General features: G+C 70.8%; 15 protein-coding genes. 8 read left to right on the top strand and 7 right to left on the bottom strand.

The window, feature by feature from the left end:
• Position 1: 1 nt before the first annotated feature.
• Positions 2-1444 carry a coiled-coil domain-containing protein gene (locus GA0070608_RS22230; RefSeq protein WP_091630459.1) on the top strand — a complete coding sequence of 481 codons (1443 nt, stop codon included), beginning with the start codon at positions 2-4 and terminating at the stop codon, positions 1442-1444.
• A 64-nt stretch (positions 1445-1508) separates the two neighbouring features.
• Here GA0070608_RS22230 and GA0070608_RS22225 read toward each other — a convergent pair whose 3' ends face one another.
• On the bottom strand, positions 1509-3104 hold the full coding sequence (locus tag GA0070608_RS22225) for a beta-N-acetylhexosaminidase (RefSeq protein ID WP_245715883.1): 1596 nt from the start codon (positions 3102-3104) through the stop codon (positions 1509-1511).
• A gap of 168 nt (positions 3105-3272) precedes the next feature.
• Between GA0070608_RS22225 and GA0070608_RS22220 the strand changes: the two genes are divergently transcribed.
• From GA0070608_RS22220 to GA0070608_RS22195, 6 genes are all read left to right on the top strand, one after another.
• Positions 3273-3998 carry a FadR/GntR family transcriptional regulator gene (locus GA0070608_RS22220; protein WP_091630457.1) on the top strand — a complete coding sequence of 242 codons (726 nt, stop codon included), beginning with the start codon at positions 3273-3275 and terminating at the stop codon, positions 3996-3998.
• The gene (locus GA0070608_RS22215; RefSeq protein ID WP_091630456.1) at positions 3995-4846 is read left to right on the top strand and encodes a sterol desaturase family protein; all 852 of its coding nucleotides are present in this window, start codon (positions 3995-3997) and stop codon (positions 4844-4846) included. The genes GA0070608_RS22220 and GA0070608_RS22215 overlap by 4 nt, the downstream gene beginning before the upstream one ends.
• Positions 4843-5505: a lysoplasmalogenase gene (locus GA0070608_RS22210; protein WP_091630455.1), complete on the top strand. Its 663-nt coding sequence runs from the start codon at positions 4843-4845 to the stop codon at positions 5503-5505. The genes GA0070608_RS22215 and GA0070608_RS22210 overlap by 4 nt, the downstream gene beginning before the upstream one ends.
• A gap of 175 nt (positions 5506-5680) precedes the next feature.
• On the top strand, positions 5681-6607 hold the full coding sequence (locus tag GA0070608_RS22205; RefSeq protein WP_091630454.1) for a polyphosphate polymerase domain-containing protein: 927 nt from the start codon (positions 5681-5683) through the stop codon (positions 6605-6607).
• Positions 6608-6612: 5 nt separating this feature from the next.
• A complete protein-coding gene (locus GA0070608_RS22200) occupies positions 6613-7290 on the top strand; it encodes a DUF4956 domain-containing protein (protein WP_091630453.1) in 678 nt (225 codons plus the stop codon).
• Positions 7290-8888, top strand: coding sequence for a CotH kinase family protein (locus GA0070608_RS22195; protein WP_091630452.1), 1599 nt, complete (start codon positions 7290-7292; stop codon positions 8886-8888). Before GA0070608_RS22200 ends, GA0070608_RS22195 begins: the two co-directional genes overlap by 1 nt.
• 57 nt (positions 8889-8945) lie before the next feature.
• Here the strand turns inward: GA0070608_RS22195 and GA0070608_RS22190 are convergent, their stop codons facing one another.
• The 4 genes from GA0070608_RS22190 to GA0070608_RS22175 all read right to left on the bottom strand — a co-directional run bounded on the left by GA0070608_RS22190 (position 8946) and on the right by GA0070608_RS22175 (position 14227).
• Positions 8946-9881 (bottom strand): hypothetical protein, encoded by a 936-nt coding sequence (locus GA0070608_RS22190; protein ID WP_218107559.1) that lies wholly within the window; start codon positions 9879-9881, stop codon positions 8946-8948.
• Positions 9882-10177: 296 nt separating this feature from the next.
• Positions 10178-11233 (bottom strand): enediyne biosynthesis protein, encoded by a 1056-nt coding sequence (locus GA0070608_RS22185; RefSeq protein ID WP_091630451.1) that lies wholly within the window; start codon positions 11231-11233, stop codon positions 10178-10180.
• Complete coding sequence (locus GA0070608_RS22180) at positions 11230-13137, bottom strand: CRTAC1 family protein (RefSeq protein ID WP_091635804.1); 1908 nt, start codon at positions 13135-13137, stop codon at positions 11230-11232. The genes GA0070608_RS22185 and GA0070608_RS22180 overlap by 4 nt, the downstream gene beginning before the upstream one ends.
• Positions 13138-13573: 436 nt before the next feature.
• Positions 13574-14227: a MerR family transcriptional regulator gene (locus GA0070608_RS22175; protein WP_091630450.1), complete on the bottom strand. Its 654-nt coding sequence runs from the start codon at positions 14225-14227 to the stop codon at positions 13574-13576.
• Positions 14228-14686: 459 nt separating this feature from the next.
• On the opposite strand from GA0070608_RS22175, the gene GA0070608_RS22170 reads away from it, so the two are divergent.
• Positions 14687-15463, top strand: coding sequence for a helix-turn-helix domain-containing protein (locus GA0070608_RS22170; protein WP_091630449.1), 777 nt, complete (start codon positions 14687-14689; stop codon positions 15461-15463).
• 798 nt (positions 15464-16261) lie between these two features.
• On the opposite strand, the gene GA0070608_RS22165 is transcribed toward GA0070608_RS22170, so the two are convergent.
• Both GA0070608_RS22165 and GA0070608_RS22160 read right to left on the bottom strand, forming a co-directional pair.
• Positions 16262-17623, bottom strand: a complete 1362-nt coding sequence (locus GA0070608_RS22165) for a cytochrome P450 (protein ID WP_091630448.1) — start codon at positions 17621-17623, stop codon at positions 16262-16264.
• On the bottom strand, positions 17620-18153 hold the full coding sequence (locus tag GA0070608_RS22160; RefSeq protein WP_091630447.1) for a flavin reductase family protein: 534 nt from the start codon (positions 18151-18153) through the stop codon (positions 17620-17622). Before GA0070608_RS22160 ends, GA0070608_RS22165 begins: the two co-directional genes overlap by 4 nt.
• Positions 18154-18166: the final 13 nt, after the last annotated feature.

The following is an 18166-nucleotide window of genomic DNA, read 5'->3' as shown; positions in this document are numbered from 1 at the left end:
CATGTCCCACGGCGACGACCCGTTCGCGGCACGCGAGGACGCGGCCTCGCGGCCGAGCTTCGACCTTACGCTGCGCGGCTACGACAAGCGGCAGGTGGACCGCTACGTCGAACAGGTCGACAGTGGGCGGTCAGCGTTGGCCGCCGAGCGGCACCGGGCTGCGGCCCAACTTCGCGAGCTGACCGTCGAAGCGCGCCGGCTGCGGGCGGAGGTGAGCGAGCTGCGGGACCGGCCGGCCCAGCCGGACCGGGCGACCTTCCGCGACCTCGGCCCGATGGTCGACCAGATCCTGGCCCTGGCCGAGAAGCAGGGCGGGGCCATCACCGATGCCGCCGGGCAGCGGGCCGCCGAGCTGGAGGCCGAGGCGGAGCGGGTGCTCACCGAGGCCCGTGAGCAGGCCAACACGACGCTACGGGAACTGGCGGAGACGGCCGAGGCGCGGCGGGCGGAACACGACCGGGAACACGAGGAGCGCCTCGCCAACGCCCAGGCCGAGCTGGCCCGCGTCCGCGAGGCGGCGGAGCGGCTGCGGGCGGCCGGCGAGGCGGCCCACGACCACGCGCGGCAGGAGGCCGAGCGGATCGACGAGCAGACCGCCCAGCAGGTCGAGCGGGCCCGCGCCGAGTCCGAGGCGTTCCTCGTCTCGGCCCGTACCCAGATCCAGCAGGAGGTGCAGGCGGCACGCGCGACGACCCAGCAGGAGCTGGGCCAGTGGCAGGCCGGCGTGGAGCGGGAGATCAACGAGCGGCGGAGCGCCGCCGAGCAGGAGATCGCCGAGCAGCTCGCGTCCGCCGAGCGGGAACTCGCCGCCCAGCGTACGGCGGCCGAGCAGGAGATCGCGACGCTGATCGCCGAGGCCCAGCAGTACGCGGCCAAGGTGCGCCAGCACGTGGACGAGCAGGCCGCGACCCACCAGCAGCAGCTCGCCGCGACGCAGCAGGGCATCCGGGACCGGCGCGAGGCGCTGGCCCGGATGCAGTCCGAGCTGGACACCGCGCAGCAGCAGCTCGCCCAGGCCCGGCAGGAGAGCGGGAGCATCGAGCGCGAGTTCGCCGAGGTGCAGCAGCGGCTCGCCGGGACCCGGCAGGAGCTGACCGACGAGCTGCACCGGTTGGACGAGGCGCGCCGGGCCGGGGACTCCGCCGAGCAGCACGCCAAGGAGGTCCGCGCCCGGGTCAAGCGGGAGGCGAAGCGGGTGGCCGACCTGGCCGCGGCAGCGGTCATGGCAGCCGCCACGGGTGGCGCGGAGACCGCCGAGTATCCGCAGGTCGCGGCCCGGCCTCGGATCAGCCGGCCGGCACCGGTGGCGGTGGAACCCGCCGCCGACGAGGGGGTGTCGGAGGGGACCGGCCACCCGGCGCCGGCCACCTCAGGCGCCGGTGATCAGGCCCCCGTCGGCGGGCCGACGCCGCAGCCGGCGAACCAGGTGGTGGCCGCCGGTTGACCCGGGGCGGCTGGGCGCCGGGCACGGAATGCCTGTGCCTGGCCCGGACCCACCACGGGATCGGTCAAGACCATGGCACCTGCGGAGACGGGTAGAAGTCGACCTCCTGCAGGCGCCACCGTGGTGCCTGCTGTCCCAACCGGGCCCGGAACGACTCCCAGTCGTGGCTGGCCGCCGTCGACCAACCGAGTTCGGCGATCGCGGGAAGGCGCGGGAAGGCCATGTACTCGATGTCGTCCAGACTCCGTAGGGTCTCCGACCACAGCGGGGCCTCGACGCCGAGGACCGCGTCCTCGCCGACGCCGGTCACCCGGCGTGCCGGATCCCAGCCGTACGCGTCGCTCACCTCGATGTAGCCGGCCCACCGCAGGCCCAGGCGGGTGTTCGCGTCGTATTTCATGTCGAGGTAGGACTTGCTGGCCGGCGACATGATCACCTTGTTGCCCCGCGCGGCGGCCTCGGCCAGGTCGGCGTTGGTGGTGCCGGTGCCCCAGAACTGGGCCACGACGTCGGTGGGCGGATCGACCTGCAGGATCTCGTTCCAGCCCGAGACGCGCTTACCGTACTTCGCGACCATTGGCAGCACGCGCTGCATGAACGTCCGGTATTCGTCGTCGGTGGTCGCGTGTGCCTCGTCGCCGCCGATGTGCAGGAACGGCCCGGGCGTGATCTCGGCGATCTCACGGATGACGTCCTCGACGAAGCGGTAGGTCAGTTCGTCGTCGATGCACAGGGAGCTGTAGCCGACCTCGATGTCGGTGCGCGGGGGCGGTGCGACCCCGTCACAGTTCAGTTCCGGGTAGGTCGACTGGGCGGCGTTGGTGTGTCCCGGCATGTCGATCTCGGGCACCACGGTGATGTGCCGTGCGGCGGCGTAGGCGACCACGGCCCTGTAGTCGGCCTTGGTGAGATATCCGGGCCCGACGCCGTCGACGCCGGTGCCCGGACCGCCGCCGACGGGGGCGAGCCTAGGCCAGGAGTCGATCTGGATCCGCCACCCCTGGTCGTCGGTGAGGTGCAGGTGCAGGTAGTTGATTTTGTACTGGCTGAGCAGGTCCACATACGCGGTGATCTCGTCGACGGCGTGGAAGTGCCGGGCCAGGTCGAGCATGGCTCCCCGGTAGGCGAAGCGCGGGTGGTCCACGATCCGACCGCCGGGTACCGTCCAGGTCACCCGCTGCCGGTCGGGCGCCTCGATCCGGGCGGGCAACAACTGACGCAGCGTCTGGGTGCCGGCGAACAGCCCGGCTGCCGTGTTCGCCCGAATCGTCACGCCGCGGCGGGTGACGTCGAGTTGGTACCCCTCCCGGCCGACGCGCCCGTCGGCGCCGCCGAGGACCAGGGCGATCTCGGGTAGCGGCGTGGAGCGGACCGGCAGCACCGGAAGCTGGTAGCCGGTCGCGGGGCGTAGTGTCTCGGCGAGCTGCCGCCCCACCTGCAAGGCTGCGACCGAGCCGAGTGACGTGCGGATGACGGTCTGCGGGCGCAGCGTGAAGGTGTCCCGAGCGTCGGGGCGCGTCTCCACCGGCGCGGGGATCACCTCGCTCAACTGTCGGGCGGGGGCGGCAGGCGCGGCGACGGCCACGGCTCCCGGAAGGGCGAACGGCAGTCCGAGTGCGGCTATGGCCAGCAGCCGCGTCATGGTGTTCCGGCGACGCACGGATACCTCCAGCCTCGTGGCGATCGACAATTTTCGATCTGATCCGCACGCTACCCGCACCGCGCGCAACTGTAAACCTTCTTTACGGTAAAGGCTGTGCCGACTCTCGGCGAGCAGGCTGGTCCAACCAGTTGACCGGCTGACGTGTGCTGCGCCACACTCCTCGGCATGGCCTTCGATCCCGTCCCTCGCTCCTCGGTCTCCGACCACGTCTTCGGCCAGATCCGCGACGCCATCGTCAGTGGCGACTACCGGCCGGACGAGGCGCTGCCCGGCGAGCGGGAGCTGGCCGCAGCCTTCGGCGTCAACCGGCACGCCGTCCGGGAGGCCCTACGCCGGTTGCAGCAACTCGGCCTGGTGCGGGTCAGCCAGGGCGGCGCCACCCGGGTGCTGGACTGGCGGGTGCACGCCGGGCTCGACCTCGCCCTCTCCCTCACCCGGTTCCACGACACCCTCCCGGTGGACACCCTGGTCCGCGACATGCTGGAGATGCGGGCCTGCATCGGCGTCGACGCGGCCCGGCTCTGCGCCGAGCGCGGCGACCCGGCGGTCCGGGCCGCGATCCTGCGGGCCGTCGAGGAGTACGCGGGCCTGGCACCGGACCTGACCGGGATGGGCGAGGCCACCATCGTGCTCTGGCGGCACATCGTCGCCGGCTCCGGCAACACCGCCTACCTGCTGGCCTTCAACAGCCTGGTGGCCGGCGCGCTCGCCGTCGGCAAGGTGCCACCGGAGCGGCGCGCCGCGGAACTCCTCGACGTCGCGGGCCACCACCGGCTCGCCGACGCCGTCGTCGCCGGCCGGGCCCCCGACGCCGCCCACGAGGCCCGGGCCCTGCTCACCGCCCCCCTCACCGCCCCCGCCGCCGCACCGAGAAGGGAGGCCCGGGCATGATCCCCGCCGTGCTCTACGCCGTACCGGCGTTCCTGCTCCTGATCGCCGTCGAGGCATTCTCCTACCGGTTCGCACCCGACGACGACGAACGCGGGTACGAGCTTCGCGACACCGCCACCAGCCTGACCATGGGTGCCGGCAGCCAGCTCATCGGCGTGCCGTGGAAGCTGCTGACGATCGGCCTCTACGCCGCCGCGTACACCGTCACGCCGATCCAGCTCTCCCCCACCAGCGTCTGGACGTGGGTGCTGCTGTTCTTCGCCGACGACCTCGCCTACTACTGGTTCCACCGGTCCCACCACGAGGTGCGGCTGCTCTGGGCCGGGCACGTGGTGCACCACTCCAGCGTCTTCTTCAACCTCTCCACGGCGCTGCGGCAGAGCTGGACCCCGATGACGTCCATCCCGTTCTGGCTGGGTCTGGCGCTGCTCGGCATCCCGCCGTGGATGATCTTCCTCCAGCAGTCGGTCAGCCTGCTGTACCAGTTCTTCCTGCACACCGAGAGGGTCACCGTGCTGCCCCGTCCCATCGAGTGGATCTTCAACACGCCGTCGCACCACCGGGTCCACCACGGCGCCAACGCCGAATATCTCGACCGGAACTACGGCGGCATCCTGATCGTCTGGGACCGGCTGTTCGGCACCTTCGAGCCCGAGCGCGCCACCGTCCGGTACGGCCTAACCAAGAACATCGGCACGTACAACCCGCTGCGGGTGGCGACCCACGAGTACCGGGCGATCTGGACCGACGTACGGGCAGCCTCGTCCTGGCGGCACCGCCTCGGCCACGTACTCGGCCGACCCGGCTGGCAGCCCGCCCCGCACGCGCAGCCGGCGGTGGTCCGGTGAAGCGCCTCTGGCCGTTCGGCGTGGTGGCCGCCGTCGAACTGATCGGTGTCGCGGCCGACTCGACCCTCCTGCAGTGGCTGGCCAAGCCCCTGCTCGCGCCGGTGCTGCTGGTGTACCTGCTGCGGGCGCGCCGACGTGTCGACCCCGTCGCCGTCGGCCTGGTCTTCGCGACCGGCGGCGACATCGCACTGCTGCTCTCCGGCGACACGGCGTTCCTCGTCGGCATGGGGTGCTTCCTCGGCACCCAGGTGGCCTTCATAACCGCCTTCCTGCGCCACCGTCGGCCGCCGGTCGTCGCGGTCGCCACCTACCTCGCCTGTTGGGTGGCGGCCAACCTGGTGCTGTGGAACCACCTCGGTCCGCTGCGGCTGCCGGTCCTCGGCTACAGCCTCGCCCTCACTCTGATGGCCGCCGCCGCAGCCGGCGTGTCCCGGCGGGTGGCCCTGGGCGGAGGGCTGTTCCTGATCTCCGACCTGTTGATCGGGATGGACGCCGCCGGCGCCCGGGTGCCCGGCCACGGCCTGGCCGTGATGACCACCTACATCGCGGCCCTGCTGCTCATCACCACCGGTTGGGTGGCCGCCAGTCGCGCCCGGGACGCGGGCGGTGCCGGCGATCCCGCGTACACCCCGGGACCGGTGCCCGACAACGCCCGGTAGCTGACCCGACAACGCCCGCCGGTCCATCCCGGACCGGCGGGCGTTGTCGTCGGCGGGCCCGTCCCCGGCGGCACCGCGCGTTCACCCGGGATTCACAAGGCATCCACACGCCGCTCACAGGTCGGCGGGTTTGGCTGGCGCCTGACCTCGTCCACCTACGGGATCGGCCACCACCATGCGTCTTCCCTTCCGTGCCCGACCTGCACCGCCCGACGCGGTCGGCGGCGAACCGCCGGCTCCGGGCCCTCGCCCGGGCGCACCGGACACGCCCCGGGACGCCGACCGGGCCGGGCACGCCCTGCGCGCGCCGAGCAGGCTGCACGCCTTCAACCGGTACGAGATCAAGTATCTCGTCGACAGCGGCACCGTGCGGAGCCTGCGCGACGAGTTCGCGCGCCGGATGGACCTCGACAGCCACGGTGGCACCGCCGGATACGGCGTGTGGAGCGTGTACTACGACACGGCCCGGCTGCGCTTCTACTGGGAGAAGATCGAGGGTCTCCGGTTCCGCCGCAAGCTGCGGATCCGGCACTACGGCGACCACTGCGCCGTCACCGACGACACCACCGTGTACGTCGAGATCAAGCAGCGGGTCAACCGGGTCACCCAGAAACGCCGGATCGCCCTGCCCTACCGGCTCGCCCGCGAGCTGTGCGACCGGCGGGTGCCGGTCGAGCACGACGAGTCCCAGCGCGCCTTCGTCGAGGAGGTCCTCGAACTGGTCTCGGGGCTGGACCTGCGGCCGGTCGCGATGACCGGCTACCAGCGGGAGGCGTTCGTCGGCCGGGACGCCGACGCGGGTCTGCGCGTCACCCTGGACCACCGTGTACGGGGCCGCGACCGGGACTTCCACCTGGGCGCCGACGCGGAGAACCGGCTGATCGTACCGGCGAGGCTGTCGGTGGTGGAGATCAAGGCCAATGAGCGGGTGCCGTACTGGCTCACCGACCTGGCCGCCCGGTCGAACATGTCGGTCGTCCGGATGTCCAAGTACTGCCAGAGCGTCGAGGCCTTCGGCCGAGCCCCTCGCTCCGTCTTTCACGTCGTCGACGACGATCCCGCCGCCGACCTGTCCCCCGTCACCGTCACCAGCGAGGCCTGAAAAACATGGACTTCACCTTCCAGGACCTGTCCGGCACGTTCAGCGTCGCGGACATCGCGATCGCCCTGTCGCTGTCCTTCCTGCTCAGCGCGGCCATCGGCTGGGTCTACCGGTTCACCCACCGCAACGTGTCCTACAGCCAGTCGTACGTGCAGACGCTGGTCATCCTCGGCATGCTCATCTCGCTGATCATGCTGGTGGTCGGGTCGAACATAGCCCGGGCCTTCGCGCTGGTCGGCGCGCTGTCCGTGGTGCGCTTCCGTAACGCCATCAAGGAGACGCGCGACGTCGGCTTCATCTTCCTGGTGATGGGCGTGGGCATGGCCTGCGGCACCCGGTTCTACTCCCTCGCCATCGTCGCCGCCTTCGTGATCGGCATGGTCATCCTGGTGATGTACCGCTTCAACTGGTTCGCCTCGCAGGTACAGCGGCAGGTGGTCAAGGTCCAGGTTCCGCCGGACGGCGACCACACCGGGGCCATCCAGGACGTCCTGATCCGGCACACCAGCGAGTTCGAGCTGGTCAGCATGGAGACCATCCGTGGTGGCGCGCTGACGGAGATCATGTACACGGTGCGGTTGCGCAAGGGCCACGAGCCCGGCCAGCTGATCTCGGCGCTCAGCGAACGTACGTCCGGGCAGCGGGTGACGGTGCTGACCGGCTACGACCAGACGGACCTGTGATGCCGGCGCCCCCCGCCGGCCCGGGACGGCGTTTGCTGCGCCGGATCCCGGTCCGCGTCCGGCACTACTGGCGGCTGCTGGCGGGCTGTCTCGCGCTCCTCGTCGTCCTGACGGTGGGATTCAGCACGGTGCGGGTGCAGCCGTACGTCACCAGCGGCGGCGGCCGGTCCGGCGACGAGGTGACCCAGAACCTCGCCGGCACCCGGGACCTGTTCGACCCGACCGTCGCGCACAGCATCAGCCTGACCTTCCGGGACCCGGACTACGAACGGATGGTCGACGCCTTCGCGAAGGAGGGCGAGAAGGAGTACCTGGAGGCCGACCTGACGATCGACGGCAGCACCGTGCCGAGCGTGGGAATCCGACTCAAGGGCAACTCGACGCTGGCCGGGCTGACCCGCGACGGCGAGGTCATCGGTGGCCGGCCCGGCGGGCAGGGCGGGCCGACCGACGGCGAGGGCCCCGCCAGGGGCGCACCCGGAGCCGGCGGACCGGGCGGGGCGCGGCCCGCCGGCCCCGGAGCAGCAGGGAACCGGCCGGAGGCGGCCGGAGGTGCGGCCCGGCCCGGCGGCGGTGCCGGCCGTACGACACTCAAGGCCGAGGAGCCCGAGACGCTGCCCTGGCTCATCCGGTTCGACGAGTTCGTGGCGGGCCGCCGCTACCAGGGGCACCGGGAGATCGCTGTGCGGGTCGGCGGGATGGGCGGCGGGTCGACGGTGCTCAACGAGGCGGTGTCCCTGCGCGTGCTCGCCGAGGCCGGGGAGGCGGCCCCGGAGTACGCGTACTCGCGGTTCGTCGTCAACGACCGGCCGGCCACGGCCCGGCTCGTGATCGAGCACCCGGACAGCACCTTCGCCGACGGTCTCGACGGCGACGGCGTGCTCTACAAGTCCCTGGCCACCGGGAGCTTCACCGACCAGGGCGACGACCCCACGGAGTACCAGGACGACTTCAGCCAGGTCACCGGCAGGGGTGACCAGGATCTCCAGCCCGTCATCGACCTGGTGCGGTGGGTCGCCGACAGCAGCGACGCCGAATTCGACGCGCAGCTGGCCGACCACGTCGACGTGGCCTCCTTCGCCCGCTACGTGGCGTGGCAGAACCTGCTGCTCAACTTCGACGACATGTCGGGTCCCGGGCGCAACTACTACCTCTGGTACGACCTGACCACGAAGAAGTTCACGGTCGTCGGCTGGGACTACAACCTGACCTTCAGCGGCAGCGCCGACCAGGGGCCGCACGACACGGGCCGGATGGGGGGCGGGCAGATGCCGGAAGGCGCGCCGCCGGGCCGGGCGCCCGGGCAGGGTGACGGCGAGCGGGTGGGCGGCGGACCCGGCGGCGGCCACAAGCTCAAGGAGCGGTTCCTGGCCAGCTCCGCCTTCACGGACGTCTACGAGCGGGCCTACCGCGAGTTGTACCGCGAGGTCTATACGGACGCCACGGCGCTCACCGCCCTGGACGACCTCGCCGGGGTGGTCTCGACCATCGAGGGGCACCACGCGCAGAGCCTCGCCACCGAGACGGAGCGGCTGCGCACGCTGATCCGCGAACGCACGTCGAGCCTCGCCAGGCACGAGGTGGTCACGAAGAGCTGACGGCGCGGTACGTGGTGGCAGGCGCCCGGGCGAGCGGCCGGATGCCTGCCACCCCGGTCAGTTGTACGGCATCGTCGGGAACCATCCCACTCCGAAGATGGCCGGCACGCGCAGGTCCCAGTACACGACGGTGAAGACGCCCAGCGCGACCAGCAGCGAGCCGGTCACGGTCGCGGCACGTCGCGGCGACGCCATCCAACTGAGGAAGCGCCCCCGGCTCACCAGGATGAGGACCGCGAAGAGCGCCGCCACGATGAGAATGTTGCCCAGCGACTGGAGGGCGAAGGCGAGCGCGCCGTACGCCGGGTTGCCGGTGTCCACCGCCCAGTGGAACAGCTTGTTGAACAACGGGTAGGGCCGGCCGACCAGGAAGCCCCCGACCAGGGCGCCCATCACGACCACCCGCGCCACCGGCCGGGCGGCGAAGACGTCGGGCAGCAGCCCGAGGGCCGCGAGCCCGAGGTAGGTCAGCGCCAGGCCGATCAGGCCGAAGACCACCGAGGACTGGATCAGGCGGACCGGCATCCCGCCGACGGTGTCGGTGGACAGTTGGGGCAGTCGTTCGCCGAGGAGCACGCCGAGGGCTCCGTAGGTCACCGCCACCGCCAGCATGCCGACCGTCAGCCAGGCCACGGGCCGCAGCAGCGACCGTACGCCGTGGCGGTGGCCCGGGGCGCTGGCCTGGCTCATCGGGCCGACCGAGGCCGCCATCGCGATGTTGCAGGCGGTGAAGGTCCCGGCGAAGCCGGACACGAAGGCGAACAGCAGCCCTGCCGCCGTACCACTGATGGCGGTGCCCTTCGCGTCATGGCCGAGGAGGGCGTCGGCGACGGTGTCGCCGATGACCGAGTCGACCAGCTCGAACGACCAGAGCACGGCGAGCAGCACGCCCGCCGCCGCGCTGATCAACGCCGTCCGTCTGCGGCGTGCAGCCGGCAGCGGGACGGACTTCTCCGGTACGTGTCGCGGTGGGGCTTCCGGGGTGGGGTGCACGCTCGCCTCGTTCCGTCTCGGTCCGCGCCGGCAGCTTCCGTCCGTCCGGTGCCCCGGATCCGCCGGCGCCCATCAGCGTGCCGGTCGCGGCGGAGCACAGGCGTCTTCCAACGTGCTGACTTTCCCCGACCCCGTCTCGGCGAGCCGGTCGGTCGCCCGGCTGGCGGACCAGGGGTTAGCCACTCGGCTTGACCCGGCTCCACCGCCGCGCCGGCGGGCGCTGCGGACACCGGTTCCGGACACGACCGTCGCCGGCGGCCCGCACGGGGCCGCCGGCGACGGGCCGGAAGGTGCTGTCAGGTGACGGCGGGCTGCCCCTCCGGCGTGCTCGTACGCCGGGAACGGTCGCGCAGCCAGATGCCCCACCAGAGCAGGCCCCGGGCGAGGCAGACGATCGTCACGGCGAAGAAGAGCGTGTATACCACGTTGAAGGTGATCAGCACGCCGTACACGGTCGCGACGCTCGCGCCGAACATGAACTGGGCCCGACCCGAGGTCGGCGTCGTGCCCGGGTCGGTGATCATGTAGTTGGTGAACAGCACGAACGCGACACCGGTGATCGGCAGCAGGGCCGCCCAGAGCGCGACGTCCCAGATGAAGTGCCGCACCAGCGCCTGGATCACGAAGCCGCCCACCCAGCCCACGACGAGCGGGATCTTCTTGGTCAGCACCCCGTTGAGCACCGTGCCGGCCGTCAGGATGACCAGCGGCACGAGGAGCCGGACCATGTCCGGGACGTCCTCGGTGAAGTGGTACGGCGGGGCGATGTTGACCCAGGAGAAGGCGACCAGGGTCACCGTGATGCCGAAGTTGGACGGGTTCATGAAGTGCCGCATGCGGCCCTTGATCGGCGCCAGGAAGATCGCCTTCTGGCCGATGGCGACGACCACCGCGAAGGCGATCGGCCAGAAGTTGTCGTTGGCGTAGAGCAGCATGTTCGCGGCGAGCGCGGTGATGTGGGTGGGCAGCAGGAACGTGTACATCCCCCAGGCCCCGTTGCCGGTGAAGGCCGGCGGGCGTTTGTTCGCCCGCGCGGTGACCAGCTCGACCACGATCTCGGTGGCGTAGCCGACCGCCAGGGCGAGCAGCGGCCAGGTCCAGGGCTGCTCGAAGCCGAGCACCGTGTACCCGAGGATGTTGAAGATGCTCATCGAGATGGCGAAGTTGCGCAGGGCCAGGTATCGGGGATCCCGCCGGTCGACGCGCGGGGGCGCTCCGGGCGTTGCCGCCACCGACGCGTTGCGGTCGAAGGTGACGACCTGCACCGGGCTGACCGGGGCGTCGGCGACCGCGGTGCCCCCCGCCCCTCTCCCGTCGGTGCCGGTGCGGGCGCTGTCTCGGACGTCGGTCATTTGGCGTTCATCTCCTGGGCTTTGTCCGTGAGCATGATCGTGTGCCAGCCCGCGGCGAGGTCGAGGGTCTGCCGGTGCACGCCACCGTTGAGGTCGCGCCAGGCGATCTCCGCCGACACCGGCTTGTCACCGGCGTCGCCGAGGCCGAAGAAGACGTCGAAGCTGCGCTTGCCCGAGTGACCGCTGCCGCCGTCGAGCTGGGCGACGCGGGTGCGACCGTCCGCGGTCTTCACCCGGACCTGGGCGCCGTACGCGGGTGTGCCGCGGCCATCCTCGCCCGGCCGGCACAGGCGCAGGCCGAGGAAGTTGCCGCTGCCGGGCTTGTCGTTGCGGTAGTACGAAGGGGCGCTCCACTGGCGGGCCACCGCGAAGTCCTGGCCCCCGTCGCCGTTGGTGTCGGCGACGGCCACGCCCCGGCTCGGGGTGCCGTCGGTCATGCCGAGCTCGGCGCTGATGTTCGCGTAGCGCCCGTTCTTCTCCCGGACCCAGAAGGCGAACGGTTCGGATCCGGCGATGTCGTCACCGGGCCCGGCCTTGGGCCACATGGCCGGGTTGCGGAGCATGAGGTCGTTGCTCATGGCCAGCTCCTGCAACCACGACCAACGATTGATCTTGCCCTTGACGAAGCCGGCGGTCTGGACGACCGTCATCTCGCCGCTGTTGTCGAAGTCCGCCATCTTGGCGTCCCAGCCCCAGCCGACCCAGGCCATGTTGAGTTCGGCGGCCTTGTTGTCGAAGACCGCCTTGCCCTCGCTCAACCGCTTGCGGGCGTCGGCCAGGCTCGACGAGTTGTTGCGCCAGACGAAGTTGCTCTCCTCCAGGCCCCAGGAGGTGGTGATGTTGCTGACGAACATGTCGAACTTGCCGGTGCCGCCGAGGTCGCCGAACTCGATGGACATGCCCTTGAACGAGTCGTGGCCGACCACCATGGACTTCGGGGTGAGCGCGCCACGACGCCCCTCGGCGAGCGCGAAGCGGATCTTGCCCGGCGTGGAGACGTTGTGGAAGAACCGGTCCCGTCCGAAGTCGTTGGCGAGGTACAGCTCGGGCAGCAGGTCGCCGTCGATGTCGGCGGAGCCGGCGCCGAGGGTCCAGCCGGTGGCGTACTGCGGCGGGATGGCGGTCTGCTCCTCGTAGGTCACCGACGGGTTGTCGCCGCCGGTGGCCCCGGTCCAGCGCAGCACGTGCGCCCCGCCGGCGTTCTGTGCCCGGGACAGCGAGTGGTTCATCTCGACGTTCGGATGGCCCGCCGGGTCGAGCACCTGACTGTCGGGGAAGTAGTTGAAGATGCCGATGTCCGGGCGGCCGTCGCCGTCGAAGTCCGCCACCGAGACCGCGTTGGTGTTCCAGAACTTGCCCTGGTACTCGCCGCTGGAGGAGGACGGCTGGCCGATCAGCTCGGTGGGCTGGAAGGTCCCCATGGCCAGTGACGCCGTCGCGGACGCGCGGTGCAGGAACACCACCGGGGTACGACCCCAGTAGTAGGCGAGCAGGTCGGTCCGGCCGTCGCCGTTGAAGTCGCCGGGCACGCAGCCCATCGGCGCCATCGCCTTGTGGGTGGGCAGCGGCGCCGGGTCCAGCACGAAGGGCGCGTACCGGGCAGGCCCGTCGGGCGACGGCGTGACGATCACGCTGTCGCTGCGGCTGTCGACCAGGCAGAGGTCGTTGGCGATCATGTCGCCGTCGAGGTCGTTCGCCGCGACGGCGGCGCCGACCGACGACACCCAGGCGCGGATGTGCTCGTACTCGGGGTTCACCGTCCGTACGGTGCGCTCGGGCAGGCCGGGCGGCAGCGCGATCGGCAGCTCGGTGAAGCCGAACCGCGACGCCAGCGTCTGACGCTCCTCGGCCGACGCGCTGGGCAGCCGGGCGACGACGAAGAACGCGGCCACGAGGACCAGCACGAAGACGGCGGGAATGACTCGGCGGATCGCGCCGACGGGTTGGGATGGCAAGGGGTTCCCCTCCAGATTCGGCCACCACCCGTGCCTGCAGCGGCTTATTTCGCCGTTCGGCCGGGTCTGGCGACGGGCAGTGTCGGTGGCTGAGAAATGGAGTGAACTATCCCGGAAGCAATTATCTTGCTGTCCTCCGTCAGCAGTTCATTGCCGCCGGAACTGGGCCTCCACCATGCGGTGCGCTACGGCGTACGTGGCCGGCGGCACCCATTCTCAGCCGATCGAGGCATGACGTGCGGTCCCTTCACGATGCCTGGTGAACCGGCCGCGAAAGTCGCCACCGGCTCACTTATGGTCGCGGGAGCAGGGCTCGAGTTCTTCTCAAAAGTTGCTCAGTGGACGGCTGCGCGCCGCACGTTACCGGCCAGCCAGATCCGGCATGTCACCCGTTCGACGGCCTTCGCTCAACCACATTCAGTGGGAATCGCCGCGCGGCGTGGTGCTCGTGTGCCATGCGGCGCAGGGCGGACAGGGCGACCCCGAACAGGACGCTGCGAACCATCGCCGGGCCCTTCTCGGTCCCGCCGTCGTCGGCGACCAGGTCGAGTTCCGCGACGACGAGCTGCTCGGCGGCGCGGGCGTAGGAGGTGAAGAAGGGGGCGTCAGCCGCGCAGCCGAGGCTGCGCAGCCCGGCCAGGACCTGTGCCAGCACCTCGCCACCGGAGGCGCTGGCCTCCCGGGACCAGCCGAGCGCCTCGGCGAACTCGGCCACCTCCGCCCGTGCGCTGTCCACGGCGGCCCGGCCCAGGGTGTCCGACCCGTCCAGGTAGAGGGCACGGTCCAACACCTGGTACGCGGCCCGCAGTGTGATCTCGTCGTCGTCGATGGCGGCCAGGATCTCCCGGACCGAGGAGAGGTCGAGCCCGGCGATCCCGGTCAGGGTCCGGATCAGCCGGATCCGTCGCAGGTGCCGCTCGCTGTAGTCGGCCTGATTGCGACCGGTGGGCAGGCCCGCCGGGAGCAAACCCTCACGCAGATAGAACTTGATCGTCGGGACCGACACGCCACTCTGTCGACTGAGCTCCGAGATGCGCACGCGTCCTCCGCCCCTGGCGAACGTTTGGGCAATCTTGCCATAGAGATCGATCGCTAGCCATTGATAGATACCCATCCACGGAAGATCGACGCGCCGACGGCGCGGGCGCCCAGCCGCTTGATCGTCACGCAACGGAACGCGCCGCCGATGTCCGAAAAATTACGCTAAGGATTGATAGTCGACGGCGCGGATACTGGCGAGTTCCACAATACGATCAGTAATATTGACGATCTTCAACCGGACTGTACAGTGGCACTTGCCAATTCTGGGCAAGAATCGATAAGCCCACCATCGTCACTCCGCGCTACCCTCTGAATGCAGAAAGTGTTGACCGGCCAGCCGGCCTCGGCTAGCATCGACTGCGGTTAGCGGGGAATAGTGGCGGTCGATGCTCCCGAATGACTCGACCCAATTCGCCACATCCACAAATTGGGATTGTCCGCAATCCGGGGGAGACAAATGCACGACAGCGTAGAGCAGGCAGTGGAACGGGCGATCGACACCATGCGCAGCAATTTATCGGAGCAGTTGACGGTGGACGACATGGCACGCGCAGCCATGTTCAGCAAATTCCACTTCACACGGATCTTCCAGCGGGTCACCGGCATCTCGCCGGGTCGATTCCTGTCCGCGATCCGCCTGCAGGAGGCCAAGCGACTGCTCACCACGACCAGACTCAACGTCACGGACATCAGCCTCCGGGTGGGCTACAACAGCGTCGGCACGTTCAGCACCAGGTTCACCAAGAGCGTCGGCCTGCCACCCACCACGTACCGGCGAATGGGGGGCTTCGCTCCTCGCATTCCCACCCAAAGCCCGACGGGTCTGACGCAGGGCACCATCACCGGGCAGGTCACCGCCCCCACCCACGGGCCAGCGCCCGGGCTCATCTTCATGGGCCTGTTCCACCACCGCATTCCCGAGGGTCCGCCGGCGCACTGCGCCATCCTGGAGTCCCCGGGCGCCTACCACTTCACGAACGTGCCCGACGGCACCTGGTACCTGCTGTGCCACTCGGTCTCCGGGGACGTGCTCCGACTGCAGCAGGACACGATGATGGTGTCCGCGGTGGGCCCACTGGTCGTCTGCGGACGTCAGACCCTGACGGCAGACGCCCACCTCAAGCAGGTGTCCAAGATGGACCCGCCGGTACTCCTGGCCCTGCTTGACAGCCGGAAGGCGGCGAGCGAGCGCCAGGCCCGCAGGGAGAATCGGGCGAAGCTGTACGCGGCCTGACTCCACCGGCGGAGGCACCGCGCATCCCACGGGCAAGGCTACGCAGCGCCGCGTCCACCCGTGGTCATCACGAGGCACCCGACCACCAGCGCGCCACTGTGTGCGCCGGCGGTCGGGTGCCTCCCCCGCCCGCCGACAAATCCCCACCCAGCCCAGCCCAGCCCAGCCCTCACCCCAGCCCCAGCCCCAGCCCCAGCCCCAGCCCCAGCCCCAGCCCCAGCCCCAGCCCCAGCCCCAGCGATCTTGCACTTTCGGCCCCCACATTGCCATCTCTTGCGCAATTTGTCCGGGCACAAAGTGCAAGATCGATGGGGCGGGGGGCGGGGCGGGTGGGGGCGGGTGGCGGGCGGGTGGCGGGTGGGCGGGGGCGGAGTCGGTGCTGTGCTCATGGAAGCCGGCTCGAAACGGGAGCCCCTGCCGCCGTTGCTGACGTCCCTCGTCACCGTCGTCGGTCACACGTTCCCGCGGACGTGCCATCTCGGAGCGCCTCGGCGCCATCGTCGCCGAGGCGGCCTCGGTCATCGCCCTGCACTGCCCGGCGCGGTGGCAGTCGCGGTCGCGGCTTCGGCTTCGGCTCCGGCTCCGGCTCCGGCTCCGGCTCCGGCGTGGCTCGTACTCGTAGTCGAGGCGGTGGCGGCCTCCGGCGTCGCTCATGCTCCCGCCGTCAACGGGGTGACGGACGCGGCCTCCGGCGTCACTCACGCAGCCGTCGACGAGTGGCGTCCAGGCCGTCCGGCCACGGCGGACGACGTACCGGTCCCGCGGACGCCGTGGCCTCCGCGGGACCGGTGACGGGGATCAGTCGACCTTGCGCACCGTCATCGGCAGGCCGCCGCGCACCCGGAGCGACAGCATCGGCTCGGGCACCACCGGACGGCCGGGCACCCCGGCCAGGCGCACGTCCCTGAGTAGCATGGCCAGGACGAGGGTGGCCTCCATCATTCCCAGGTTGTTACCCACGCAGAACCGTGGGCCGGCGCCGAAGGGGATGTACGCGTACCGGGGACGCTCCGTGCTGCGCGACGGGTCGAAGCGGTCCGGGTCGAACCGCTCCGGGTCGTCCCAGAACCGGGGGTGCCGGTGCAGGGTGTACGGGGAGATGAGGATGTCCGCCCCCGCCGGCACGTGGTACCCGCCGATCTCGTCGTCCTCCAGGGCCTTGCGGGGCAGGAGCCAGACCGGCGGGTAGAGCCGGATTGCCTCCTCCACCACCATCCCCGTGTACCGCAACCGGTGCAGGTCCTCGTACCCGGGCAGCCGGTCGCCCAGCACCGTCACGGCCTCCTCCCGGACCCGCTGCCTGATCTCGGGGTGCCGGTCGAGCAGGTGCAGGCTCCAGCCCAGCGTGCTCGCGGTCGTCTCGTGCCCGGCCAGCAGCAGCGTGACCAGTTCGTCGCGCAGCCGCTGCCGGGCCACCCGCGGGTCGTTCTCCAGCCGGGTCGAGACGATCAGGCGGGAGAGGACGTCGTCCCGCCCGTCCACGTCCCGGCCCCGGCCGGCGACGAGCTCGTCGACGACCTGCTGGAGGTGCCGGCGGGCACGCCGGAACCTGCGCTGCCGGGGCAGCGGGATCCAGTGCGGCACGGCGCTCAACGTCTCCAGCTCGAACATGGCCTGGTCCTGTACGGCCGCGAAGGACCCGCCGACCCCGTGGAAGCCGTTCAGCTCGGCGTCGAGCAGGGTCCGCCCGAGCACCCCGAGGGTCAGCGTCGTCAGCTCCTCCAGCACGTCCACGGGAGGGCCGCCGATCCGGGCTGACAGCCGCTCCACCAGCAGGGCGGTCTCCTCGCCGATCACGCCCGCGTACTGGGCGAGCCGCCGGTTCTGGAACGCCGGCTGGATGACCTTGCGCTGCTTGCGCCACAGCTCACCCTCGCTGGTGAGCAGGCCGTCACCGAGCGCCCGGCGGGCGTGCACCAGGCCGATGCCCTTCTCGTAGTTGGCGCTGTTGTCGGCCAGGACATGCTTGGCGTGGTCGGGGTGGTTGAAGAAGTAGAGCTTCTTGTGCCCGACCGGCAGCCGGGCGGCGTCGCCGTACCGGTCCGCCGCCAGGGTCATCATCCGCAGCCGGTCCCGGCCCATCAGGACCAGCATGCTCAGGGCCTGGTAGCGCGGGGGGCCCTGCGGCGTACGCCCGTTCCGCTCCTCGATCGTCGTCATGCCGCCTCACTCCGCTCCCGCTCGACCTGACGGAACCGTCCGGAGAGGAAGAGCAGGGCCTCCCCACCCGCCCGGCGCTCCAGGGAGAGCAACCGGCCGAGAAAGATGGTGTGGTCGCCCCCGTCGTAGGTCCGCCACACCTCGCACTCGAAGTGGGCGAGGGCGCCGCCGATCAGCGGCGCCCCCGTCGTCCGGCCCGGCCGCCAGTCCACCTGGTCGAACTGCTCGCCGCCAAGCGGTCGCCGCCCGTCGGCGAAGTACCGGGCCACCTTCTCCTGGTCCTCGGCCAGCACCGAGACCGCGAACTCCCGGGTCTTGGAGAGGCAGGCGTGCATCACCGCGTTCCGGTCGACGCACACCAGTACCAGCGGCGGGTCGAGCGACACCGAGGTGAACGAGTTGGCGGTCATCCCGTGCGGGGTGGCACCGCCGACGGTCACCACCGTGACGCCGGTCGCGAACGCGCCGAACGCCCGCCGTAGTGCCGTCACGTCGGGCGTCCCGACGGTGAGTGTGCGCTGTACGTCCACGACGTCTCCTCCT

It is taken from the genome of Micromonospora peucetia, assembly GCF_900091625.1.
Taxonomy (GTDB): Bacteria; Actinomycetota; Actinomycetes; order Mycobacteriales; family Micromonosporaceae; genus Micromonospora; species Micromonospora peucetia.
The sequence above is the reverse complement of the archived record's forward strand: the minus strand, read 5'-3'. Positions and strand labels throughout refer to the sequence as shown.